The 24156-nt window shown below is 47.1% G+C and carries 21 protein-coding genes; 3 read left to right on the plus strand and 18 right to left on the minus strand.

The genetic code is table 11. The features are described 5' to 3' along the window. Nucleotides 1-5: 5 nt before the first annotated feature. Nucleotides 6-1481 (minus strand): B12-binding domain-containing radical SAM protein, encoded by a 1476-nt coding sequence (locus IT392_07695; protein ID MCC6544367.1) that lies wholly within the window; start codon nucleotides 1479-1481, stop codon nucleotides 6-8. A 121-nt stretch (nucleotides 1482-1602) separates the two neighbouring features. Then, a complete protein-coding gene (locus IT392_07700) occupies nucleotides 1603-2151 on the minus strand; it encodes a hypothetical protein (protein ID MCC6544368.1) in 549 nt (182 codons plus the stop codon). A 241-nt stretch (nucleotides 2152-2392) separates the two neighbouring features. Here IT392_07700 and IT392_07705 point away from each other — a divergent pair, with 241 nt between their 5' ends. Beyond that, nucleotides 2393-3799: a radical SAM protein gene (locus IT392_07705; GenBank protein MCC6544369.1), complete on the plus strand. Its 1407-nt coding sequence runs from the start codon at nucleotides 2393-2395 to the stop codon at nucleotides 3797-3799. Here IT392_07705 and IT392_07710 read toward each other — a convergent pair. Further along, nucleotides 3775-5481, minus strand: coding sequence for a glycosyltransferase family 39 protein (locus IT392_07710; GenBank protein ID MCC6544370.1), 1707 nt, complete (start codon nucleotides 5479-5481; stop codon nucleotides 3775-3777). The genes IT392_07705 and IT392_07710 overlap by 25 nt on opposite strands. 255 nt (nucleotides 5482-5736) lie before the next feature. On the opposite strand from IT392_07710, the gene IT392_07715 reads away from it, so the two are divergent. Both IT392_07715 and IT392_07720 read left to right on the plus strand, forming a co-directional pair. Then, nucleotides 5737-7161, plus strand: a complete 1425-nt coding sequence (locus tag IT392_07715; protein ID MCC6544371.1) for a cobalamin-dependent protein — start codon at nucleotides 5737-5739, stop codon at nucleotides 7159-7161. Nucleotides 7162-7270: 109 nt separating this feature from the next. Next, on the plus strand, nucleotides 7271-7843 hold the full coding sequence (locus IT392_07720) for a hypothetical protein (GenBank protein MCC6544372.1): 573 nt from the start codon (nucleotides 7271-7273) through the stop codon (nucleotides 7841-7843). A 30-nt stretch (nucleotides 7844-7873) separates the two neighbouring features. Here IT392_07720 and IT392_07725 read toward each other — a convergent pair whose 3' ends face one another. Genes IT392_07725 through IT392_07795 form a run of 15 tightly spaced genes read right to left on the minus strand, consistent with a single transcriptional unit; the run spans nucleotide 7874 to nucleotide 24146 of the window. Then, entirely contained in the window at nucleotides 7874-9343 is a 1470-nt protein-coding gene (locus IT392_07725; protein MCC6544373.1) for a radical SAM protein, read from the minus strand. Nucleotides 9344-9346: 3 nt separating this feature from the next. Continuing rightward, nucleotides 9347-10810 (minus strand): AMP-binding protein, encoded by a 1464-nt coding sequence (locus tag IT392_07730; protein ID MCC6544374.1) that lies wholly within the window; start codon nucleotides 10808-10810, stop codon nucleotides 9347-9349. After that, nucleotides 10807-12057 (minus strand): FAD-dependent oxidoreductase, encoded by a 1251-nt coding sequence (locus IT392_07735; GenBank protein MCC6544375.1) that lies wholly within the window; start codon nucleotides 12055-12057, stop codon nucleotides 10807-10809. The genes IT392_07730 and IT392_07735 overlap by 4 nt, the downstream gene beginning before the upstream one ends. Continuing rightward, nucleotides 12057-13403, minus strand: coding sequence for a hypothetical protein (locus IT392_07740; GenBank protein ID MCC6544376.1), 1347 nt, complete (start codon nucleotides 13401-13403; stop codon nucleotides 12057-12059). The genes IT392_07735 and IT392_07740 overlap by 1 nt, the downstream gene beginning before the upstream one ends. A gap of 22 nt (nucleotides 13404-13425) precedes the next feature. Further along, complete coding sequence (locus tag IT392_07745; GenBank protein ID MCC6544377.1) at nucleotides 13426-13680, minus strand: acyl carrier protein; 255 nt, start codon at nucleotides 13678-13680, stop codon at nucleotides 13426-13428. A 58-nt stretch (nucleotides 13681-13738) separates the two neighbouring features. After that, nucleotides 13739-16234 (minus strand): MMPL family transporter, encoded by a 2496-nt coding sequence (locus tag IT392_07750; protein MCC6544378.1) that lies wholly within the window; start codon nucleotides 16232-16234, stop codon nucleotides 13739-13741. 25 nt (nucleotides 16235-16259) lie between these two features. Continuing rightward, nucleotides 16260-16973, minus strand: a complete 714-nt coding sequence (locus IT392_07755) for a hypothetical protein (GenBank protein MCC6544379.1) — start codon at nucleotides 16971-16973, stop codon at nucleotides 16260-16262. Then, a complete protein-coding gene (locus IT392_07760; protein MCC6544380.1) occupies nucleotides 16970-17749 on the minus strand; it encodes an outer membrane lipoprotein carrier protein LolA in 780 nt (259 codons plus the stop codon). The genes IT392_07755 and IT392_07760 overlap by 4 nt, the downstream gene beginning before the upstream one ends. Further along, entirely contained in the window at nucleotides 17734-18081 is a 348-nt protein-coding gene (locus tag IT392_07765) for a DUF559 domain-containing protein (GenBank protein ID MCC6544381.1), read from the minus strand. Before IT392_07765 ends, IT392_07760 begins: the two co-directional genes overlap by 16 nt. A 57-nt stretch (nucleotides 18082-18138) precedes the next feature. Continuing rightward, nucleotides 18139-19203 (minus strand): beta-ketoacyl synthase chain length factor, encoded by a 1065-nt coding sequence (locus IT392_07770; protein ID MCC6544382.1) that lies wholly within the window; start codon nucleotides 19201-19203, stop codon nucleotides 18139-18141. Continuing rightward, nucleotides 19200-20420, minus strand: coding sequence for a beta-ketoacyl-[acyl-carrier-protein] synthase family protein (locus IT392_07775; GenBank protein MCC6544383.1), 1221 nt, complete (start codon nucleotides 20418-20420; stop codon nucleotides 19200-19202). The genes IT392_07770 and IT392_07775 overlap by 4 nt, the downstream gene beginning before the upstream one ends. Then, the gene (locus IT392_07780; protein ID MCC6544384.1) at nucleotides 20417-20674 is read right to left on the minus strand and encodes an acyl carrier protein; all 258 of its coding nucleotides are present in this window, start codon (nucleotides 20672-20674) and stop codon (nucleotides 20417-20419) included. The genes IT392_07775 and IT392_07780 overlap by 4 nt, the downstream gene beginning before the upstream one ends. A 22-nt stretch (nucleotides 20675-20696) precedes the next feature. Next, nucleotides 20697-21623 carry a hypothetical protein gene (locus tag IT392_07785; GenBank protein ID MCC6544385.1) on the minus strand — a complete coding sequence of 309 codons (927 nt, stop codon included), beginning with the start codon at nucleotides 21621-21623 and terminating at the stop codon, nucleotides 20697-20699. Next, the gene (locus tag IT392_07790; GenBank protein MCC6544386.1) at nucleotides 21607-22776 is read right to left on the minus strand and encodes a DUF2062 domain-containing protein; all 1170 of its coding nucleotides are present in this window, start codon (nucleotides 22774-22776) and stop codon (nucleotides 21607-21609) included. Before IT392_07790 ends, IT392_07785 begins: the two co-directional genes overlap by 17 nt. Further along, nucleotides 22773-24146, minus strand: coding sequence for a cobalamin-dependent protein (locus IT392_07795; protein ID MCC6544387.1), 1374 nt, complete (start codon nucleotides 24144-24146; stop codon nucleotides 22773-22775). The genes IT392_07790 and IT392_07795 overlap by 4 nt, the downstream gene beginning before the upstream one ends. Nucleotides 24147-24156 lie beyond the last annotated feature (10 nt).

The following is a 24156-nucleotide window of genomic DNA, read 5'->3' on the forward strand; positions in this document are numbered from 1 at the left end:
CGCCGCTAAACCGAATAAGCGAAATCGTTGTACGCCATTAAGGTAAGTACGGTTGATATTCGCACATGCTGGTCAAACAATCTGGGTAATATCTTTATTATGAATTTAGTTCTATCACGATTTTTATAGCCAAGCAGGGTAAATAATCTTAACGCAAAAAGCATACGGAATTTGAGTCTGATAGGATCCACCTCATTGGAATGCCTCCAGAAATCTATCCCCCAGTAATATTGAAGGTTGCGGTAAATACTTTCAAATGAGTAGACCTCCCTGATGACTCTCTTATAACCTTCTTCCAGCTCTTCCGGGCTCATCAGGGCAGGTTTAAAAACAACATGTCTGGCGTCGTATTTGCTCCAGTCTTTGTGTAATATTCGTCCTTCTTCATCCATTCGCTTGTGGAGCTCTGTCCCGGGGAATGGAGTGAGGATATTGATAAGGGGCATTAGAAGCTTTGCCTCTTTGATAAAATAGATGAGTTCATCAAATGCTGATAGATCATCAAAGTCGCTACCCAATATAAAAGAAGCATGAACGAGTATGCCATAGGATTGTATCTTCTGAATCGCCTCAAGGTAGTTGTAGCGCAGGTTCAGCCTCTTGTTCATACGTGTAAGATTTTGTTCTGATACCGACTCCAGACCAACCAGGATTGAACCGCACCCGCTGTCTTTCATTAATCTCAGGATATCGTCTTCTTTAGATATATTGATTGATGCCTGGCATGACCAGTTTAGCCTGTATGGTTTAAGCGCCTTGAATAATTCAACTGCATATTTCTTATTGGCAATGATATTGTCGTCAGCAAAGAAGATTGATCTTTTCTTTGATTGTGACTCCGGACACTGAATATCCCGAATCTCCTTTATAACTACGTCAATTGGTCTGTTTCTGATAGTCTGGCCGTCAAAGGCATAGACTGAACAGAATTCACAGGTGAATGGGCACCCCTTTGTGGTTTGCACGATATCCGCCAGATAACGTGTTTGAGACATCGGAGATCTTACAGCGCCTGAAGAAGATTTCATACTGGCATATCCTTCTGCCTTATATATCTTCCTGAGTCTACGGTTCCGGACATCTTCCAGGAGTACCGTCCAGATATCCTCAGCCTCCCCAACCACAACTGAGTCAGAATGTTCCAATGCCTCATCAGGACAAAAGGATGGATGGATCCCGCCAAGCACTGTCTTCACACCCCTTTTCCTGAAATTATCAGCTATGTCATACGCCCTCATCGCGAACATAGTCCGAACACTAATCCCTACCAGATCCGCATCCCAGTTAAAGTCAATATCTTCGATATTCTCATCAAATACTCGGATCTCATGTCCGCGCGGGGTAAGAGATACAAGTGTTGGTATTGCCAACAGATAGGAAAAATATTTCCTCGAAAACAGAAAAGAAGATACAAACTTCAAGTCGTAAAAACTTGGTTCATTTTCCAATCCGTTCCTCGGAATAATAAGTGCAATCTTCATTATAGTAACTTCAATATTATTTCATATTTAAGGCGGAGTCTTTGCTGAGTCATGTCATTTCCATGTCCAGACTTCAAGGGCAATCGTAAACAGATAATCGCTTACTATCGTCTGCAGCGCCTTAATTGCCGGTAGTGTGACCACTTTTATCAAAATTGACGGCTGTCTTTTTAAACCTGTTGCTCCAGTATGTCCATAAATTCATATCTAATGAACCGGTAACATGTTCCGGTGGATATCCATATGCAACTAAAACGGCTTTCTTGCTCATTCCAGGCACGATTTGACCACTCCTGATACCCTCGATTTCTTTTTTTGAAAAACCGCGAACAAGCTGATCAAATGTCTTGTTTGTAAAGAGCCTGTCCCTGAACTGTTCAAGGGTAATACCGGGATGGTATTTTGGAGTAAAGTTAATAACATATTCAGTAGAATTATCAGATGTCGTAAAGACAACTTTGTTTCTCTTCAAGTTCACTGAGTTAATCTTCGTGCCTGCAGGGATTATTTCACCCTTTTGGTAATTAATGCTCCACAATGAATCAGGTTTTTCAAACCACAGGTTATATGAGGTAAATAATTCCTGTGATGGAGACTCTGCAAATGAATCAGTTGATAAGACTATGCAAAACAATGATAATAAAAAGAGAACTATTAAATTTTTTTTCATTTTTTAAACTCCCTTTTTGAAGACTACATTGAGTTGTAAAGACAGCCATCATAGCCCGGATGCTCAGATGATCCCAATAGAACAACTATATATCATCTCTCACCTCCTTTACTTGACGCTATTATAGATGTTAGCAAATCATGCAGCTGCATTGCAACTTATTTTAATAATTCAACAAAGAACTGATTGACTTTATGTCTTCTTTTTGTTTATATAACCTGAATTATCTACTTGAAATTATTTGAAGATCCTTATTGTATCAACAAACCGTGAAAAGTCCCCCTTCCCTGTAGCGCCTGTAGGCGCACTCTGCGTCTGCTCTGCAGCAGAACGGGCAGGCCATCAAGTTGACTTTCTCGACATGATGTTTGTCAAAGATCCTGTCAGCTCGCTTAAAGATCTAATAAAGTCCTGTGATTACAAAGCCATTGGTTTCAGCATCCGCAACCTGGACGATTGCATTTCCTCAACCCGGAAGAGTTATTTTACGATTGCAAGAGAGATGGTGGAGTGTGCACTGAAACAGACGGATGCACCTGTAATACTTGGCGGTAGCGGTTTCTCTATCATGCCTGACGGCTGGTTAAAAAGACTAAAGGTTCACTACGGAGTTGTGGGTGATGGAGAGATTGCCTTTGTCAGTCTTTTAAATGCCATTGAATCTAATGAATCAACATCGGGGATTGCCGGCGTCCTGACCAACAATGACAATCATAATGACGCAATGAGGAAGATGATGCCCTCTTCCGTTTCTGACCTGGACGGTATATATTCCGCCAGCCACGACAAATGCTCCTACATGCAATATCTCCGAAGGGGTGGATTTGTCAGCGTACAGACTAAACGGGGCTGTGCATTTAAATGTATTTATTGTGTATATCCAGTTCTTGAAGGGACAGCGTACCGGCTTCGGTCGCCTGAAAATATAGCTAACGAAATTGCGGCCATGTCGCGTGTAAAAACTGCAACAAACTTCTACTTTACAGACAGTGTATTCAACACGCCGAGGGAACATGCCCTTTCTATTTGTAAAGAACTGGCGAAACGGAAGCTATCAATAAAATGGATGGCTTACTGCAATCCGGTCGGCTTTGACTCTGAATTGGCACGTGCAATGACAGAGGCCGGATGCGTGGGTATCGAGTTTGGTCTTGATGTCGCAACCGGTAAGATGCTGAAGAAAATGGGCAAACCCTTTACCCAGCCGGACATCAGAAATAGCCTTAAGTCAGCCTCGGATGCCGGTCTCCCCTTTGCCCTGCACCTCCTCTTCGGCGGCCCGGGGGAGTGTATTGATGATATCCGGGAGACGCAAAGTTTTATAGATTCCTGTGCAGCGCCAAATGCTGTGTTCGCCCTGATGGGTATCAGAATTTATGAAAATACCCCGATAGAAAAAACTGCGTTGGCTGAAGGGGTCATAACTGAACAAACCGACCTCTTCGATCCTGCCTTCTATATATCCCGGGAGCTTGGGAAGAACCCGATGACGGTGCTTGATGAGATTGCAAGAGAGCGCCACACATGGTCAACCCCGACGGACTGGTCCAAAATAAGCCTGCGGATTATACAAAAATTCATTAACCGTGCAGGAGATCATCCGCAGTGGCGGAACATTGAAAACTATGGCAAATTTCTCAGACGGTAATCATTAACCGGATTTATTCCAGCCCTTTTCCTTGCCTCCTGTGCCTTCTCATCATTGCCAAGATAGTTATACATAAAAGCAAGCCTGTGCCATAAAAGCGGCTGGGAAGGGTTCAGTGAAAGTGACTGTTGTGCTATTTCAATTGCTGATTCAAACTCTGCTTGCCTGTACTTGACCTCGGCCAAATCTGCCAGCATGCGACTCTTCTCTTCTTCGGATGCGTCATGTCTTGACGATATCTCATCAAGGATCGCTTTTTCCCTCTCTACAATCTTCACTCGCTCCTCAGTCTTTTTTATATCTTCGTTTAGATATTTTTTCTTAACAGATGGTTCCTGTGCGATAAAAATAAATAATATAAACAGAACTATTCCTGAGATTAAATATGACAGCCTTCTGTTTCTTATCCACGCTGCCATTTTGATGACAAAAAATCCTGCAAAGGGGAATAGGACAATAGTCAGGGGCAGCCGGTAACGCCCGTTGATAAATGCAAGGACAATCGCTACAGCATTTGTGATGAAGAAAAGATACAGGGGAAATAATCTCCGATAATCCATGAAGGCTAAAAACATTCCGCATAATCCAAGAGGAAGGAGTAATCCATAGCCCGGGAAAAAAGAAAGGAATGACGATCGCTTCACCAGGTACTGGTAGTTAAGATTATTTGGACTTTCATAAGTGTTCAGAAGAAAAACGGTCTTCTTCCAGAGGAGCCCGATGAACGCCCCCGGATTTTTCTTTATGAAATCGAGGGCCTTTGACTTCCAGTAGGATGATACCTGCGAAGCAGAAAGAGATTTACCGGTTTCGCGCTCTGCAACAGTCCTGGCGTCATAGAAGTGCCCAACCGGGGTGCTTCTCACGCCCCTGACCCCGCTGTACCTTCCGCTTGCTCCTTCATGATTACCGATATATAAATGTATCCCGCTTACGCTTGACGTCAGAACGAAATCATTTGCCACAAAATAATTTCTGGCTGCAAAAGGTGCGATTGAAATTACAAAACCCGATACAAGAAAAATGACCCTGCTGAAACGACTCAACGGGTACCATTTAGCCTGAGATGAATCAATCAACAGCAACCACGCGCATATGCCGGCAAAAAACAGAAAGATCTGTCCCCTGATGCTGAATACAAGACCAAGTATGACGCCCGGCAGAAGGAAATAGACATTACGTTTTACGCGCTCAAGGTCTGCCAGTAAAAGTAGTAACAGGGCGCTCAAAAAAAGATTAAGTGAGGTCTTGAGCCCGCTTGTATTATATACTAGGAAAGGTCCATAGATGGCAACGCCCAGTGCGGCCGTTAAAGCTATAGCATTGGAGAGAAAGAACCGGTATGTCGAGATGTAGATAAGAGCGATGGTAGCCGTACCCAAAATGACATTGGCTATTCTCGCAACCCAGAAGCTGTCCCCGAACAGGAAATAAAGCCCGCCGAGAAAATACGCATAGAGGGGAGAAAAGAAATATACGTCTTTTCCCAGCAGCAGGTTTCCAGCCGCAACCTGTTTGGCAAGATTGTGATACATGCCTGCATCGAGTCCGGCAGCTGGCAACTGAAAGTCGGAATATCCGGATACCTCCCACAAATAATAAATGCGAAATAACAGCCCGAGAAGTGTTACGGCGGCAAGTAACAGGTAAATTTTTTTCCTGTCCCGATTATCCTGGGGCACAAACAAAGCCTCTTGTGTTTGAGAGTTTAATGTCATTGAAGACCAATGAGAATATATAAATAATAATAACCCTGATTTAGTTTAACAGGTAAACCGAAAAACTGAGACTAACAGTACTCTCCAAAATATTTGGTGTCAATTCTATTTGTTGGCAACAGGGAAATTATATAATTGACATGTTGTTGACATTGACAGTAGAAAGCGGCAATAATATCGTGACCCGCATAAATATAATGTGGATCGAGGGTATTCTATATGAGAATATTACTGGTCAAACCTAAAGCCGCATTAAATACGATTAACAGACTGAGGTCATTCATATTTCTTGAGCCGTTAGAACTTGGATACCTCGCGGCGGCAGTGCCTGAAGGACACACTACACGCGTTCTGGATCTGCGGCTGACTGAAAAACCGGATCAAGTCTTCAGGAAAGAGTTGACGGATTTCAAGCCGGATATCTTAGGGATATCCGGCTATACCCATGAGGTGTCAAAGGTATTAGACCTTGCAAAGGTTGTGCGCAATGTATTAAACAAGGCGCTGGTCGTTGTGGGGGGACATCATGCAACGGTATTACCCGATGATTATAACAAAGATTATATTGATGCCATCGTCCGAGGAGAGGGGTGCGCACCATTTCGTACCATAGTTGAACATGCCGCTGCAGGCAAAGATTTTCATGGCATTCAGAACGTGATGGTGCCGGGAGAGAAATTAGAGTATGCAGGGGCTTCAAAGATGCCGGCATTTCCTGACCCTTCAGACATACCCCTCCCTCGCCGGGATCTCTGGGACATGGACAAATACAGGTCTATATGGGTAAAGGAAGGCCACACTAACTGGGAAACGATATTTCCTCCTGTTGCACTTGTCCGAACGTCCTATGGATGTGTCATGACCTGCACCTTCTGTGTGGTCCCAACCCTGTACGGAAAACGCCACATGACAAGGCCTCCTGAAAAGGTGGCTGAAGAGATAGAAAATATCAACGCAGACCATATTTATTTCTGTGATGATGAGACCTTCATGAATACAACTCACATCCGTAAGGTGGCAGAGGCTATTGAGGCGCGCGGCATAAAAAAGCGTTATTTCGCCTGGGCCCGTTCAACGACTGTTAATAATAAACCGGAACTGTTCCGGCTGTGGCGGCGAATCGGCCTGGACGGGGTATTCCTCGGTTTCGAGGCTACGTCGGATCAGGAGCTCAAAGACCTGTCAAAGCGCGCCACTGTGTCTGATAATGAACGAGCGCATAAGTTGCTGAGGGAAATGGGTATTGCTGTCCATGCCGGATTCATGGTGAATCCTGCATTTTCAGAACAGGATTTTGATCGCCTTCAAAACTATGTCAGGGGTATGCCGCCGGCCCAGGTTACCTTTACCGTGTTTACTCCTTCACCTGGAAGCCCTGCATGGTTTGAAGAAAAAGACAAGTTCGTGGGAAATCCCTTCTCATTACACGATTGCATGCATCCGTTAAGCCAGACAACGATGCCCCTGCGCCAGTTCTACAAACACTTTTCCAGTCTGGTTTCAGAAGGGGGAAATAAAAATCCACTTCGTTCGACTGGAAATAGAATACCTCTTCTGGACATAGTCCGCGTACTTTATGCCTCATATGCATATTCGAGATGCTTACGTAAGGCATATCGCGATTATCCGAGGGAACTCTGGTAGGATAAGATGAAGAAGGAAATGGAGGATATAAATGAAAAGCTTCTTTGTCATTGTTTTTTTATCTCTGGTTTTGGTTTTTACGGGCACAACACAAGTATACGCAGTCGGTTTGGGTCCATACATCGAGTTAGGAGGAGGGAGCGGAGATTGGGAGTACGAGGGTTCGCAGTACAATAATTGGAACGATTCAACATTTAATGTCGACACGCGAAACGCCGGTATTGGTTTCGTTTTAGACACTTCTCCCATGGATTCAAGTGTCTTTAATTACCGGCTAAACGTAGGTTTAGAAAGGCACGATATCGAATTTCCTTCAGGAGGTACCATTGAATTTAACGGTATCTCCGTGGACAACACCTTCGGAATAAGTGTTGTCCGGAATCCAAATATCCGCTTCTGGCTCGGTCCTCAGGTCAGACTGGCGTATTATGAAGGAGATCGTAATGACGTGGACTTAAAACTTGTCGCATTCGGGATAGGACCGGCTGCGGGTGTCAATTTTGCCATGGGTCCGAAGACGACTATTTCCCTTTCTGGAGGTATTAGAATATCAGGGTATGCAGGACAGGAAGAGTTCCTTCATTACAATGCATATTACAAGTCAAACGAAGTTACTACTTCTGATATCAATTTCTCAGGTGGCATGGTTTTTTTCAACATGTCAGTTCTCTTTGGCAGATAAGGTCCCTCCGTTGACAGGGAATCGGGTTCATCACTCAACCTTGCCGGCATGTCTTTTTTCTCCCTTATAAGAATTCTTTATCTTCAGAAAGTCTTTCAAGTTCCACATGAAACGCATCCAGCTTTCCGGGGAACGCCATAGCATCGTCACATAATCTAAGAGGATGTGAGTACGTTCAAAGTGCCTCCTGTAAAACTCCCTGTATCTTTCTTCGAGCCGGTCTTCTGTAAAACCTGTCGGGATAAAAACAAAATTGGCACAATTCATCATCTCCCAGTTTTCTTCAAAACTGCCATAGCTTCGGATGTCTTTATAAAGGGGTGAGCCTGGGAAAGGGGTGAATTTAGCGAGGTTCATATCGTTTAGCGGAAGACTGAGGGCATAATGGATGCTCTTATTGATGCTCTCTTCGGTCTCACCCGGGAGTCCCATCATAAAGAGCCCTTTTGTGCGGATGCCGGCCTTTCTGATCAGCGCCACCTTCTCCCGAATCATGTCGAGATTAGAGTTTGATCTGTGCTGCTTCAGCAGTTCGGGGTCGCCTGTTTCGATGCCAAGACTGATCATCCAGCAACCGGCCTTTTTCATCAATTGCAGAAGGTCAAGATCAACATGCTCGGCCCTCGCTGCGCAATTAAATGTGACTCCCAGCCCTCCCCTGGTCATGAGATTGCAGAATTCTTCAACCCTCTTGCGGTGGAATGTAAACAGGTCATCGTAAAAGTTTATGTGCCTCACACCATAATCCTTGTTAAGATATTTGACCAGGCTGAACATATAATCTGCAGAGTTATATCTGAAAGACTGTTGAAATACAGTCCTGTCGCAGTAGCTGCACTTATAAGGACAGCCGCGGCTGGACACTATCGTAGTGTTGGGGGCCTTCGGATAATTAAAGATCGGCAGCTTATACGCCCCGGGAAAGCCTTTTAACTTTCCATACGCCGGGAACGGCAGGTTGTCCATCTCCATCAGTTGTTTCCTCTTCCCATAACCCGTAAATACGACCTCCGGGCCTTTCCTGTACATAAGTGCGGGTATTTCGTCCAGTGAACTGTACTCCTCTTCCATGAGGGACAACAGGGGCATCTCACCTTCACCGACCACTCCGTAGTCTATGACCGGATAGTCCTTCATGAGGGTCTCACGGAGGGCAGTAATATGAACCCCGCCGAAGATGATGGTGATGCGAGGGTTCAGATTCTTTATCTTCTCAGCAATCCGTACCGCGTCCAGGAAGCTGGAAGTAGTTGCTGTAAACCCGACGAATTCAGGGGGCTCCCGCCTGATGCTGTCCATGATCATGTCATCCTGTGCCGGGAATGCGTAGCAGTCGTGAATGGACGCCTCGTGGCCATGCTTTTCAACCCATGCAGCAAGACTGCAAAGTCCTATGGGGGGCATGATGTTGGCAATCCTGGCCATGTCCGACTCACCAGGCCTCCAGTTTACGCCCAGAGGATGGATGAAGAGGATTTTCTTTCTTTCTTTATTTCCCATTTGTTATACCCCTGCCCGACTTATCTTTCCGCTTAATGTCTCGTTTATCTCCCTTACGACTGTAATAGATTGCGGCACTTTGTAACTTGTCAAATGTTCTCTGCAGAATCTCACAAGCCCTTCTGTGTCAATCTCCGCGGAGGGGTCTTTTACAACGATGTCGACATGCACCACCTCACCCAGATAAAGATGCGGACTACTATAGGCCCTGGATACTTGAACATCAGGGTGGCGGTTTACAACCGCCTCCACCTCCTCCGGGAAAACCTTGTTCCCTGCCACATTGATCATGGATTTGGTTCGGCCTGCAATGGTTACGTCCCCGTCATCGTCCTTTAATGCCTGGTCCCCGCTCAAAAACCACCCTTCTCTGAGGATGTTCCTTGCGTGTCCAGGAGGTTTGAGGTAACCTGAAAACAACCCCGGTCCCCTGAAGGCAAGTTGACCCACCGCCCCATTCTGCACTTCCTGAAGTCTATCGTCCAGTATGGAAACCTCGTAACCCGGTAGTGGACGACCAACGGAAGCGGGTTTCTCTAAAGGATTTTTAAGGTTCATCAGAGGGATGCCGCACTCAATGATTCCATATGCCTGGTTGACTGGAACACCATACTTGTCATAGAAATTCAGGGAGATATCAGAAGGCAGGGAGGAAGATGTAGATACTGCCTGCCTGATGGTCCTGAATCCGAGGTCTGATGCGTCAGAAGTGAGAAGTCTGTAATGCATTGGCGAGCCATAAAGGAAGGTAGCTGAATGCTGGTTTGCCTGGTTGATTATAGAATGCGCCAGGAGGTCTGGACAGATGATTATGGTCGCCCCTGCCTCGAGATACAGTACCGTTGAGACCAGGAAGTGGAAGGCCATAGGAAGCACACACAGGACAACGTCCTCATGAGACAACGCAAACCCCCTGTTGGCTGCTGCAGTCCTCTCTATAATACCTCGATGAGAGACTACAACTCCCTTGGACCTCCCGGTTGTACCCGAGGTGAAACGGACAAAGGCCGCATCTTCAAAAGTTTCAGTTATAGGTTTCCTTTCACAAGGGCCTGCTGAACAGCCTGTATCTGTTCGGGTAAATCTGAGGGGATCGGCTCCCTCGATTTGCAGGTCTGAAGAGGGACCGTCAACAGGTTTTATCCCGCTCATATCGTCTATGACCGCGTGGATACTGCATGTCTCAAGGAGTTCGTTTAGTTCACTACGCCTTATCTGATAATGTATGGGGAGGATGACGGCCCCGGTTTGGAGGCTGGCGAATGCTGTAATAATGAATTCACGACCGTTCCTTGCCATAATTCCAATCCCATGCCCCGGTTCCACACCCAACTCTCTTAGCTTTCTACTCATGGACTCCATTTCTCTGTACATGGAGCTATAGGTAACAGCGCCATACCTGTCAATCACCGCTGTCTTTTCAGGCCACATCTCTGCTGACTTCGCGAGTATCTCACATACATTCATGGATCATGCCCCCGCCCCCTTACCTGTTCATCCCTTAACTCTTTCACAGCTACCGAGAGGGGTTTGTTCATTGCCTGGAAGGCCGCTGCCTTGCCTGCTGCCCATCCGGTGCAGAGAGTAACACCTATTACTCGTGCAGATGCAATGGCCTTAGCCGACGTCGAGATACACCTGCCTGCAACAAAAACATTATCAAGGGACTCCGGAATAAGACATCCTATAGGAATCTCGTAATATCCTTTTTCTGGCGGATAAGTCATTCGAGGCCGGATATCCAGCCCCCATTCTTCCATAGGCCATGCCCCGCAGGCAACCCCATCCGGGAATTTACGACACTCCAGGATGTCCTCTTCTGTTAATGTCTCCCTGCCGCGGGCCCTCCTGCCGTTTCGGACACCGACCTCTACAGGCAGGCGTGATAGTCCGGCTTTAAAGAAAAAGCTTAATTCTTCCATGACATCCCTCGACCTTAATTCCAACTCAGTTAACTTATTCCAGTCATTTGAAGAATCATAAGGGAGATTCACCTTAAGCCTGAGATTGTTCAAACTGTCTGACGGGATTAATGATACCGCCTCGCAGGCTGTTGAAAGCTGTTTATCCCTGACAGCCCTCTGGATGTCACGAAGCACGTCTAACCTGGATTCCCTGTCTTTAGCCCGCTTAAAGGTATCCAGCGAAAAGACTACTGCAGCCGCCTGCACCCCTGTCTCTTCATCTACCGGTGCCCCCGCCATGTACAAAACCGACGCATCACCAGTGCAGTCCACCACACAGGATGGCCTGAATGAAACATACCTGTTCCGTATCAGGGCCCTTACCTCCCTAACATTGCACCCTTCGATATCTACTGAGATCACGGTGCTGTGAAGGGCCATTGTGACCCCCGCTGCCCTGCGAATAAGCCTGTCTGCCGTCCTCTGAAAATCCCAGGGGTCATATGGCAACACATAAAGCCCTTCAGCCATATGCACAGGTTTAATGTCTGAGCGTTTAGATATCTCATCCGCCCATTCCCTTGCAAACCCGCCGCAGACTTGCTCAACATTATGGTTTGTGTCACGAAGATAAAGTCCGCACATAGTGCCTGCCATTCCGGCTGTAGCAATACCACCAAGGAAACCGTATTTTTCCAGCAAAAGAACCCGGCAGCCTGCCCTTTCTGCAGAGATTGATGCAGCGATCCCTGCAGTACCTCCTCCTATTACAAGTACGTCGCATTTTATGGATGGATCTTTTCCGTACATCAGTCTAACAGGTCAGACTCGTGAAACAGTTCTTTGCGAATGGAACTATCAAGCAAATCTATTTCATCAGGGTCAAACCATCCTTCGACAAAAGAAAGTACTACTGACAGCTTACCTCGGTATTTATTAAAGATGATAGACAGCCCCGGGGGGACTGAAACAGGAGGGAGATGAAGTACCTCGACCACAGGTACCTCAAGGAAACTGTCAAGACCCGGGCATGTATCCCCGGGAAAGGAGAAGAAGAAACTGGCAATCTGCCCCTTGGTCGGACCGGCAGCCTGTAGTGCAAGAATTCCTGCCGGGAGGTTCCGGAAAAGTTCCATAGTAGTAGTAAATGACTCCGGTATCATACCCCGTATCTGTTCCGTCATCTGTCTACTAAGTTCTGTGACGAGTCTGTTCATTGATGAGATATCCTCCTGCTCTGCCCTGAAAAACAGGAAGGTGATATGGTTACCAAATACAGGCCCCAAAGAACCACGTTTCCTTGTATCAATCGGTACGGGAACAACATATGCAGACGGTTTGCAGCCTCTTGAGGTTATAACCTTGTCAAAGGCCCTTATAGCAGCTGCCAGGAAGTAGATGCTGATTTTGAAGCCTGCACCAGCGCTGATGCAGGCCCTGTCAATGCTTGAGGTATCTTCTACATCAAAAGAAATAATCTTGTATACCTGATCCTTTCCTTCTCCGGATTTTGACTTTGCTGATGTCCCAATGGCGGCTATTGGGGACCGGGAGTAACTTGCGGCAGTATGAATGGCCTTTCTCGCAAAGCACGATCTCGCAGGCAGCCTGAGCCATGAGGAGACATCTTCTTTCATCGTCGCGGGCCTTTCAAAGAAAAAGGGTTTAGCGGGGCCTTTGCCTTTCACTGTCACTCCTATATATGCAGAGAGCATCTCGGCCCCGCGTGCATCCATCAGGGCATGATGCCACGTAATTACAAGACTGCTCTTTCGTGATGGGTAATGGAGCAGGTCGAATGCAAAGGCAGGCGGGTTAAAAGGACTGACCTTTCTGGACAGGACAGTATGAGGCAGTTTTCCGCGGTCGTCTTCTGCCATTTCGTTTTCATGAATAAAAAAGTCGTTCCCGTTCCCATTCCCGTTAGCTTTCCATCTTGGGATAAAAAAGGGTATGGGTCTTGACCAACGTGCACTTGCCAGCCAGTTCTCTATTCCTGTCTTGCGTATTGCTTCCAGAAGCGACCCGGAGCTGAGGTAACCATCCAGGTGCAGAACGAGCCGGCATATATTCGCAGGGGGCCCGGGTCTTACCGTCCCCAGTTCCATGGCCAGATTGAAAAAATCACCCCCGGTCAGGCGGACGTGACCGGGCATGTTATTGTCATGCGCTTTGATATTAATCTCCCAGGGATTTGCTGTGTATACAGCGTGTCAGTGAAGCCACTGACCTCAGGTTATCAGGGGTCAGATCGCTCTCCGGTACAACAATATTATAGCGCCGCTCGATGAACAAAAGTATCTCTATTATTGAGAAAGAGTCTATCCCCAGCGAACTCAGGGAGCTGTTCTCATCGAAAGAAACACCTTCAGCAATAATATTCTTACGCAGGAAGCAGCAGACTTCCTCAGAAATGGTTTCAATACCTGGCATTTTTCTAATGATTCAAACCTTGTTTACTGCCGGACCGGCCGGCAGCGCCTATTATACTTCAAAGCCGCGTAAAATCAACATGACCCGTTTTATGTCCCCGTAAGGGTACAGTCAGGAAGACCGATGCAAGCCCGAAGGTTATACCAAGAATGGCAGTAGCGCCTATACTATGCAGGGCCGGATGTCTGGCAAATACAAGTGAGCCTAATCCCAGGAAAGTCGTGATCGCAGACAACGTAATAGCGCCGCTTGTGTGGGAAAGGTGAGTATCGTTTCCAGAAGCTGAATGGTTCCACGCCTCATGTAAAAAAACTGAGTAGTCGTCAACTATTCCGAAGATAAAGATTACTATCATGGCATTCATAATGTTGATCTTAATTCCAAGCCATCCCATAATTCCGAATGTCCAGAAGAGACTCAGGAATAAAGGAAGCATGAGACTGACGAATGAACTGAGCCTCCTCGAATAAAAGACCATGGCTGCTGCTACAAAAAAGAGGGTTACACCACCGAGCCTCATCATCTCCCTGTGGATCAGGCCGACTATGTGCTGGACGAAATGCCTCCCGTTTGTCATTATGGCACCGGGTACAGAATCCTCGATCACGGATGCAATGTTTGCGTATTCACTAACATTAATACTTTGAAGGTTAGTCATTATCATGACACCGTCTGCGTTAAAGGAAATCTGGTTTGCGGCAACTGTCCTTAGTATCCCTGAATTAAAACCTTCAAGCTCCAGAGGCGGCATTGGCCCGGGAAGCCTTGACAATTCTTCCCTGACACTCTCAGGCCGGATCCTGAGTTCCATGCTGATTTTCTCGACTTCGTTCATAACCCGGTCAAGCCTCTCCCTGCTCCAGAAATCCTTCCATCTCTGCCTGTTTTCCTCCTGTCTGGACCTGCTTGGGAAAAGTGGCGCAATGGAGTTACTTCCCTGCACCTTGCCCTGTTCGCGCATATCACGAAGCCGCGAGTAAAGCATCTCGTTGCGCTGAAGGGCCTCTTCAAGGTCTTTTCCTTTTACAACTACCGATGTGGAGTCGAGCATGCCTCCGAATGACCCTATGACAGTGTCCCAGTCCTTTTTTGTGTCGGGATAGACCGCATTCAGCTTCTGAATATCTCCTTCAAACTCCAGACGATAAATACCGACAGCAGACGTAATAGAAAGGGCCGCTACAATTATAATCAACACCTTTCTATGCCCCTTTACCCATCTGAAAAACATTGGATAAATGACTGTCAGGTTGATCACTGGGTGTCTCAACGTAGATTTTGCCCTGGGTATCAGAAGAGGCAGGGCGATAAGTGCAAATATAAATGCCCCTGCTATTCCGAATACAGCAAACAGACCAAGCTGCCGGTAACCCGGGAGTACCGAAAGTTCCAGTGTCAAAAATGCTATCAGGGTCGTTGCACCAGTAAGCATAAGCGGTTTAGTCAACTTGTCCAGGATATGAATTATGTCAGACCGGCTGGTGTCTCCTGCAGATACCTGATCTGCATGGTAAAGGAAATGTATCCCGAAATCGACTGCAATTCCCAGCAGCATTGCCCCGCAGCCAATGGCTATGGCAGAAACGCCCGGATATACCAGCATAATCATGCACGATGCGAATACCCCTCCGAAAAAGGCCGGAAGCATGGTCAGCAGCGACATTACAAACGGACGGCGGAAGGCAAGAAGCGCCAGTATGGCAATGGAACCAGCAGATAGAGACAATGTCATCCTGATGTCTCTCTTGATCATGTCCGCATTGTCAAGTCCAAACCTGTGACTTCCCATGTAGGCAATATTTATCAAACCTGGAGAGACCGTTTTAGTCTCCAGTATTGTCCTGTCCATAAAGTCTATCAATTCCCTGGCATGTCTGCTGTCAGTCCCCGGGTAAACCGGCTGGGCAATGATAAAGATGTGCTTCATGTCCTTGCTGAAGATCCTCCCATCATCCATTTTAACCTCTCCACCCATGGACTTGAAGTCATCCAGCTTTTTCAGAAGGATGGTGTCTATTGCAAGAGGATCGTTATTGAACGAATCGGCAAGAAAGGGCGCAGGGGATTCTGTAAGGAGTCTTTTCCAACCCCGGAACGTTTCCCGGATAGACTCTGTCCTGAGCCTCTCCTCCAGCGCTCTTTTGTCTTCTTCTGTAAACAGACTGGCCCTGTGCAACTTAAGTACACCGAAAGAAGACATCATGTCGTCTGCAACTAATCTGTATTGGATATCATTGAAATAGCTTGAAGCCGACATCTTTTCCACAAGCGTGTCAGCGGCCCTGACCAGCTCATCCCTGGGTGGTACACTGCCCTCAACTTCCGGTCCCACATCAATGAGCATGTAATCGAAGCTGTGAAAGCTGGTAAGGACTGTCTTGTATTTTTTCACCACAGGGTCATGGCTTGGCAGGAGGTCCATGATATCCTCCTTCAGGTTCATCCCGGCTGCGACGAAAATAAACAAACCTGTCGCTATAACAAAACCGGAAAGCACAAGTGCTTTATGCCTGAATATGCTGAGGAAGAATCTCGTCCTGAAATTGTCCGGCAATCGCTGTCCCTGCATTTTCAATTATTCATTCTTCGTTCTTATTGTCAAACAGCATTTGTTCGTCTACTGGTCCGGCATCAATCTTTAATAGATCTACCCTGAGTTCATAATGCCATCTGTAGTTAACAAGGGTTATCATGGAAGGTAGTGGTCTTTCCCATCCATCGTATAATCTGTAGCCGGAATAACTGACGCTCCTTACCAGCCTCCCGTCAACTGCCTCCAATGAGGCAATCAGATCACCGCCGGCTGAGAATAGATACTCGAAGACGCTGTCTTCCCCTTTTCTCACGACAAGGCTGGGGGTGTTTTTCTCATTCCTGGATAGATAGGCATCTTCGGATTCCCGTATATCGTACAGGTGCCTTATATCTCCCATGACCCCGTTTAATAACGGGTTTGAAGGCATGGCCCCCGGTTTGACCGCGATCTTCCTTTTTCCGTCACGTTCGATGAGGTCAAATATCCTTCCGCCCATCTCCCCAAAGGCAATGGCACGGAAACCTTTCTTTCTCTTCACAAGCAAGTAACCGGGAAAATCATTCTCCTTATCCCTGACCTTCATGATGATATGCTGAGACAGTCTGAACTCTCCCGGGTAAGGGTCTATACGTTCCAGCATCCGTTCCATTTGCCCTTCGGCATGATCGGCCGGGACAGGCACTGAGTATTTCATTCCCGCGCAGCCGGCAACTGCATAAGAAAAAAAGCAGAGTATAAAGAATAATCTCTTTCTCATTTACCTTTATTTGAAGTGGAGACAGGAAGGTTCGGCGTAAGCGGATTTTTCAGATCGAAGAGACGCTGGTCAAGGGAGCTATTCTCTTCCTGATCTGAAAATCTGATTTCTATGGAGTCTCCCCTGGGTTCACGGATAATTATCTTTGTCACGAAGTTTGTTTTCCGGTCTATGGAGAGATCGAGGGACTTGATGACCTTTGCCATACCGGCGGAAACCGGCCTCATAACAAGGAGGTAGTCCTTTCCAAGGGCCATGGAGATTTTGTAGTCCTTCTGAACCTTTTTGAAATCCCCGCGTATGATGGAAATAATCTGTCTCAGCGATTCCCGGAAGATATCCTCCATTCCAAGATTCATCCTGACAAATTTCCCTTTATCGAGGTTAAATTTGGCTACGTTGCCGTTGTTGAATATCAGGATTGAGGCATAAGGTTCAGTAAGTTCCCACCGCAGTTTATCAGGCATCTCAAAGTAAAGAACCCCTTTGGAGCTCAGGACGTCGAGGAACATTAACATGTGACGTTCCTGAATAAATTCTGCTTTCAGGTTTTTCACAGATTGTATATTATCTGTCATCTGCGTTAAGATGACTTCCATTTCGGATGCGGCTAATTCCCTGTATGGTTCAATAGACCTATCCGCGCCGTGGAGAAAGGAGGCGCTGCTTATGAAAATTATGATGACACCAAGAATCAAAATACGACAACTTCTGTTTCTTATACTTCCCCTCTTTGAAAAAGAGGGGTCAGGGGAGATTTTTATAAATTGTCCCATATTTTTTCAAGAACTCCTTCAATATCCTCAAAAACATCTCTATCAGAAAACCTGAGAACTTTGACACCTAAACTTTCCATATACTTATCTCTTATAATATCTCTTATAGTGCCTTCTTCAGTGTAATGCTGGCCTCCATCAAGCTCTATAATAAGTCTGGCCTTTGGACAATAGAAATCTACGATATAATTGCCTATTATCTTTTGCCTGTAAAACTGACATTCTTTAAGTTGCCTTCCTCTTACTTTATCCCAAAGAAATTTCTCTGCATCAGTCATATTCTTTCTATGTTCCCTTGAGTATTGTTTCAGAGCCCTGTTGTATTTCAGCATCGCATACCCCCCTTTACTAAAGGGGGGTATTTGCAACAATAACCTGAAGATCCCTATTTATTTCGCAAGGGTGAATAGGCTGCAGGTTCCGTTTCTGTCAAAGCCTATGCAGCTTATTTCTGAAGTATTTGCATTATTATCTGTATTATCAGTATTGTTCTCATCTGACTTGTCAGGCGAGGGATAAACAACCCCCTCTTTCAATGAAAGGGCTGCTATAGCAATATCAAAGCCATTTCCTGCCGGCATGCCTCCATAGAGTGGTGAGTATGCCTGAACCCTCCTGTTGTCTGCCAACGGTTTATAAAACCGTCCTGTATCCCTATCACCATTTGCGGCAAGAAACAGTGTTTCGTGATCGCAGGAAAGTTCCCTTCGTCCGGTTTCACATCTGCTCAGGCTGCAGTATGCCCTGTCACCGGATTCTTTCCCCAGCAGGAAGGCTGCAAAACCCTCACCAGGCATATATGTACATTCATCAAAAGACAAAGGCCTGATAGCAGAAGACCCGCGGCTGCCCGACATCAGCGTTGCGTAGCCCCTTACATCACAATACTCATCTCCTACCCCTGCCAGCACATAGTCTGCGGTCCCGTCTCTCAGCCAGTTAATAGCAGTTGACATCACTGAAAACGTTGTCTGTTCAAAGCAGGTAACCGTCAGACATGGTCCCTGGAGCTTGAGTAATATAGAGACATGGGAGGCAAGGGAGTTGTGCACCGAATTGGCGAAAAGGGTGGGAGAGGCGCATTTGTCACCGAAATCTATCAGGCTGTCGAGGAAGCTGAATGTGGTTTGCAGTGGACCGTAGCCGCTGCCGAAAATTATCCCAACCCGTGTCCTGTCATCGAGGATTATGCCGCTGTCCTCTATCGCAAGATACGATGATAATAGGGCCATCTGGATGAAACGATCCATCCGGCGCATGGCCGGTCGCGAGACAAAGCGGTCAAGACCGCGTACCGCTGCCGTATATACTTTTAAAGATGCCTCTCCATCCGCTGTTTCAATCGTGTGTTCCTCAATCGCCGGACTGACCTTTCCTTCAAGGCCAGACTTGACTGTTTCTATTCCGCACCCGAGGGCCGAAACAGTGCCGATCCCCAAAACCCGGGTGCTCATGCCTGTTCCGTACCTATAACCAAGACGGAGTTGTTACCTCCGAAGGCAAGTGAGTTAGATATGGCTGTTGTGCCATTTATCGGTCTGTTTTTTGTAGTCGGAGTAATAGCGCATTCCGGGTCAAATATCTCAAAACCAGCGGTTGCAGGTAGCTGCTTGTCTATTAGCGCCTTAATCGTAAAGACTGCCTCAATACCTCCGGCCGCCCCGAGGGTGTGTCCGGTGTATGCCTTGGTGGAAACGACCGGGACTGAGTCCGGAAACATCTCCGCGATAACTTTCCCTTCCACCTTATCATTGTCCGGAGTGGAGGTGCCATGGGCATTAATAAATGCAATATCATTTACCGAAACACCGGCAGCTTTTAATGCGATGTCTATTGCACGGCGAAGACCCGATCCTTCAGGATGGGGGGCTGTGGGGTGGTGCGCATCCCCGCTGCTTCCATATCCCTTCACATAACCGAGGACAGGAATGCCCCGCTCTTCAGCAGAGACATTACTTTCAACTATAACTATACCGGCGCCCTCTCCCAGATTCAGTCCTTTCCTATTAAGGTCGAATGGTCTGCAAGGTTCCGGAGAAGTAATCAGCAGGGATGTAAAACCAAGATAGGTCGTTCGGCACAACTCATCCGCCCCGCCGGCGAGAACAATATCACAGATATCGTTCTCTATCCAGGACTTGGCTAATCCAATAGCGTCAGTACCGGATGAGCAGGCGTTGGCAATGGTGACTGCAGGACCGCTGCAGTTGAATAACCCGGCGATGTACAGGGCCGGGTTGTTGGCAAGAAAATTGTTTATCGGATTTATTTCCGGGTTCTTCTTATTTTTGTAAGACCTGTAAAAAGGTTCATTGTTCAAAGTGCATCCTACAGTAGTCCCGATGGCCACCCCGACCCGTATTCCCTGCAGGGCCTTGTTATCAAGGCAGGCATGTTCCAAAGCCTCCATGACAGCGGTCTGTGCCAGAAGGGATGTCCTGGATGGTGTGGCTTTCATGGCGGCCTTGGATGAATCGTTCCGGGTAGGAATGCAGGCCAGTGTCCATGGGACCTCAAATACCGGACTTATCTTGTCAATTTCTGTACTGAAAATAGCAGGGGCAGAAGGGCTTCTCTTACCCGAATAAAGCGCCGGTATTATTGTTTTAAGAGAATCCCCGGCTGAGCAGACAGCCCCGAGCCCGGTAATACCTGCAATGAACGGTTTCATCCCTTACTCTGGCTGGCCCTTATATAATCTGCAAGGGTTTTTACAGAGGCGAATGCCTCCCTTGAGTGTTCAAGATCCTTTGTTTCAATCTGGTAGTGTTTTTGCAGCAGAACAACCAGTTCAACAGCGTCCAGAGAATCAAGCCCCAGGCCTTCGCCAAACAGAGGATCATCGTCCTTCAGCTCCTCCGGTGTCACATCCACAAGTTTCAACTCGGAGATGATTAAAGATTTTAGTTCGTTCTCGAGTGACAATTCTTAAACCTCCTCTTGGTATTTACGCCATTTCCTTTTTGTTTGTACCCCAGAAATCAAAGAAATTAAACCACATATATGGGTTCTTTTCAAGGTATTCTTCCAGACATGATACATACCTTTGCAAGAGGGTTTTTACTGCCTCTTCCCTCGGCATCTGTGTCCAGTCCCGGTCGCTGCTGATCTGTTCAGCCCCAATAGTGAAGGTCATGCTGCCGGTCCTTACAGTTAACGAAACCACCAGGTCAGCGCCTGTGGCTGCAACAAGATAATAGGGGGTTACAGGAAATAAAGCCTTTTCCCCCAGAAATTCCATCTCCATTGTCTTTGCCCCCCATGCCCGGTCTCCCATTATGGCTACCACCTCCCCGGCCCTGAGGGCATTAGTCGCCTCAACCATTCCACCCAGGAAGCCGGTCGGCGGGATAAAGTGGAACTTGTCGCGCTGCCCGGCAAGGTCGAAAAAATGCCGCCCTTCATCGTTCGAAATATTAAACAACAGGTTCACTCTGGTCCCTATGTGATCCATCGTCGCCATAGCCGTCTGCCAGTTGCCGGCATGGGTAGTCAGCAGGACCATCCCCTTCCTCTTCTGTGCAAGATTGTATAAGTTCTCCTGTCCGGGAAAATCAACCTGAAAGCAGTCCTTGTCAAGGATACCGATAGCCGCCTGGTCTATTAGAACCTTGCCGAACTGATAAAGATAGTATGTCGCGGCCAAAAACCGCCTTATCCTCCCCTGATCAGGAAACCTGTGTCTCAGATAGTAATATACAGACTTTCTCGCACTGGTCCTTATCAGGAGGTAATACGGGAGAATGAATGCGAGCAGGAGGTACGCTGGTATCGGACCTGTCACCCTTATCAGGATGTGGAATATCCCGTAACCAATCCTGCTGCCATAGGTCTGTTGATTATGAGCCTTGCCTGAATTACCCCCTTTGACCATCTGTACCTTTGGAAACTCTGAGGTTCTGGTAGAAAATGCCGGTTAGAAAGGCAATAGCTCCAACTAATACGGCCAGAACCGGTCCTATTATCAATGAACCTATCAGGTATTCCAATAATCTCTGGGGCGCTTCATAGCCGAGTGTCTGCATATTGAATTCCGTCAGGTAACTGCCGTGCCTCATGTAATAACCAACTGCTACGGCCAGGCCTGGGACAAAAGGCGGCATGCAGATATTGCTGACACTCAGCGCCACCAGTCTGTTCAACCTGAGCCGGGTGGCTACAAAAAAGATCATTATGGAATGACACGCAATCAGCGGGAGTGCACCAAGGAAGACCCCGAGCATTGACGATAAGGCCATGTCCTTAGGAGAAAGGCTTTCCCGGAGAAGAAGCTTGAATGACCTGATCGGATGGAGGATAGAAAGTTTCTCTTCACTGTCTGTATTAAATATCACCTTATGCGGCCATGGAAGAAAGTTCCTAAGTACCAGCCGCGTGTAGGTCCATGATATCCTCGCATTGTCCCGTAGAGGATCGAAATGGGACGCCTTTATTGTTTCATCAGAGTAGTGAACGGAAATGTCCTTATGAACGATGGACAGTCCAGCCCAAATACCCCTTACAAGAATCTCAACCTCAAAGTTGTACTTCCGGCCCTGGCATTTAACCTGCCGAAGCGCTGCTACAGGATAAGCCCTGAATCCGCTCTGACTGTCCGGGACTCTCCATCCTGTCGTAATCCAGACCCACATGTTGGAAAATTTCCTGCCGAAACGGCTTGAGAATGGAACCATCTCTCCAAATTGTCTGGTCCCGACGATAATCGTCCACGGATTTTCCCTTATCAGATCGGGAAACAGGGCCGCATCCCCCGGATCGTGCTGACCATCTGCGTCAATTGTAATTATGTGGGTATATCCATTGGTTTCTGCCCATTCTGCAGCAGAGAGGATGGCGCTCCCTTTGCCCCTGTTATCTGTAAAGTCGAGCAGCGTGACTGACAGTCCTGCCAGAGTCTCCGGACCGCCATCTGTGCTTCCGTCATTTACCACGAGGACCTTAAGGCCTGTACTCACGGCCTTCTCAGTCACAGTCCGCAGGGTCTTCAGGTTATTGAATGTTGGTATGACGATCAGGATGTTTATCATTGTACACGTTTACGTCTTCTTTCCAGGTTGATACCTTTTCCCAGAAGCATGTCCCAGATAGGTCCCTTATAACCAAGATTATGAAATGCCCTTACCTTGTCTGCATCTTTTTCAAATGGATAGACCCTGTCTATTCTGCTGCCGAAAGACCTTCTGATGGCCTGGTCGAGAAAGGAGGCGGCGACATCCCTGGAGAAGTAAAAAAAAGGCTCGATAAGGTCATCTGCTGAAGTGACCATTCCTTCCATGACCGCCCGCCTGTGAATCGGTGTACCAGGTATTACCCGGACCCCGGTTGAGGCGAAGACGACGCAGTCGTTAAGACGGTCAATGTTTGAAAGTCCCTCTTCAACTGTCTGTTCAGTCTCCTCTGGTCCGCCGAATATGATAAAATGGGCACAGCTTATACCTGCAGAGCTGAACAGCCTGTTGCTCTCTTCTACATCCGACCATGAAAAATGTTTACCCATCCCCTTCAGTGTTATGTCCGTAGAACAATCAGTTCCCCATTCTACAGCCTTCAGACCTGAACGTTTCATCAGTTCGATATCCTGCAGGCGAAACCGGTCAGGTTTAAAATAGGCCATCCAGGGGATTTGTATCCCGCGGCGGACTATTTCTTCTATTATCTCAAGATAGTGTCCTGACGGATCATTGAAAACAGAATCTGCAATGAAATAATAATCTGCATGGTACTTATCAATGAGCAATTGAATCTCGTCAGCCACAACTGAGGCCGGACGGTACCTGTAAACTCTGCCCTCCAGCGCCGGGTAAGAACAGTAAGCGCATCTTAGCGGACAACCCCGCTTGGTCTGGATGTTCATCATGCCACCATGCCTGATGTAATACTCCGCGTATCCAGGGTTTCTTCCTGCAGCTGCAGTTTCCCCCCCTGTCAAAGGGGTCTCGTTTCTTAATATCCTTGTGACCGGTCTCCTTCCGGCAGCAAGTTCCTCGGCAAGGTGCGAGAAAACCACCTCACCCTCCCCCGCTATCCCGTAATCTCCCCCCAATTTTTCCAGAAGGATCTCGGGAAACAATGAGTACCCTGCACCCCCCAGGACAATAGGACTTTCAGTACAGAGCCGCAATACCCTGATAATATCCTGATAGAACGGTGCATAGGAGACTGTATTATTGTAACTGCAGTTATCTATGTTGCGAATAGAGATGCCAATGACATCAGGCTCCTGTGCCCTTACAAGATCCGTCAGACCCTGTAGTGATTCACCCTCAGCAAGGTAATCCCACTCAATTACTTCATGCCCGCGGGAAAGTAAATCATGGGCTATCATGGCCATTCCAAGGGGGTAAACAGGATAAGGGTCCCGCGTTATATTGGATGAAAGAAGAAGTATCTTGGCCATTGGTAAATGG

Source organism: Nitrospirota bacterium (assembly GCA_020846775.1).
Lineage (GTDB): Bacteria > Nitrospirota > 9FT-COMBO-42-15 > HDB-SIOI813 > HDB-SIOI813 > RBG-16-43-11.

What these genes read in the sequence shown, in the direction of transcription:
- IT392_07725 (MCC6544373.1), bottom strand. Translation starts at nt 9,343, where the DNA reads ATGGGAAATAAAGAAAGAAAGAAAATCCTCTTCATCCATCCTCTGGGC.
- IT392_07760 (MCC6544380.1), bottom strand. Translation starts at nt 17,749, where the DNA reads ATGGGACAATTTATAAAAATCTCCCCTGACCCCTCTTTTTCAAAGAGG.
- IT392_07695 (MCC6544367.1), bottom strand. Translation starts at nt 1,481, where the DNA reads ATGAAGATTGCACTTATTATTCCGAGGAACGGATTGGAAAATGAACCA.
- IT392_07755 (MCC6544379.1), bottom strand. Translation starts at nt 16,973, where the DNA reads ATGAGAAAGAGATTATTCTTTATACTCTGCTTTTTTTCTTATGCAGTT.
- IT392_07795 (MCC6544387.1), bottom strand. Translation starts at nt 24,146, where the DNA reads ATGGCCAAGATACTTCTTCTTTCATCCAATATAACGCGGGACCCTTAT.
- IT392_07730 (MCC6544374.1), bottom strand. Translation starts at nt 10,810, where the DNA reads ATGAATGTATGTGAGATACTCGCGAAGTCAGCAGAGATGTGGCCTGAA.
- IT392_07765 (MCC6544381.1), bottom strand. Translation starts at nt 18,081, where the DNA reads ATGCTGAAATACAACAGGGCTCTGAAACAATACTCAAGGGAACATAGA.
- IT392_07700 (MCC6544368.1), bottom strand. Translation starts at nt 2,151, where the DNA reads ATGAAAAAAAATTTAATAGTTCTCTTTTTATTATCATTGTTTTGCATA.
- IT392_07740 (MCC6544376.1), bottom strand. Translation starts at nt 13,403, where the DNA reads ATGCCCGGTCACGTCCGCCTGACCGGGGGTGATTTTTTCAATCTGGCC.
- IT392_07735 (MCC6544375.1), bottom strand. Translation starts at nt 12,057, where the DNA reads ATGTACGGAAAAGATCCATCCATAAAATGCGACGTACTTGTAATAGGA.
- IT392_07790 (MCC6544386.1), bottom strand. Translation starts at nt 22,776, where the DNA reads ATGATAAACATCCTGATCGTCATACCAACATTCAATAACCTGAAGACC.
- IT392_07715 (MCC6544371.1), top strand. Translation starts at nt 5,737, where the DNA reads ATGAGAATATTACTGGTCAAACCTAAAGCCGCATTAAATACGATTAAC.
- IT392_07770 (MCC6544382.1), bottom strand. Translation starts at nt 19,203, where the DNA reads ATGAGCACCCGGGTTTTGGGGATCGGCACTGTTTCGGCCCTCGGGTGC.
- IT392_07775 (MCC6544383.1), bottom strand. Translation starts at nt 20,420, where the DNA reads ATGAAACCGTTCATTGCAGGTATTACCGGGCTCGGGGCTGTCTGCTCA.
- IT392_07745 (MCC6544377.1), bottom strand. Translation starts at nt 13,680, where the DNA reads ATGCCAGGTATTGAAACCATTTCTGAGGAAGTCTGCTGCTTCCTGCGT.
- IT392_07785 (MCC6544385.1), bottom strand. Translation starts at nt 21,623, where the DNA reads ATGGTCAAAGGGGGTAATTCAGGCAAGGCTCATAATCAACAGACCTAT.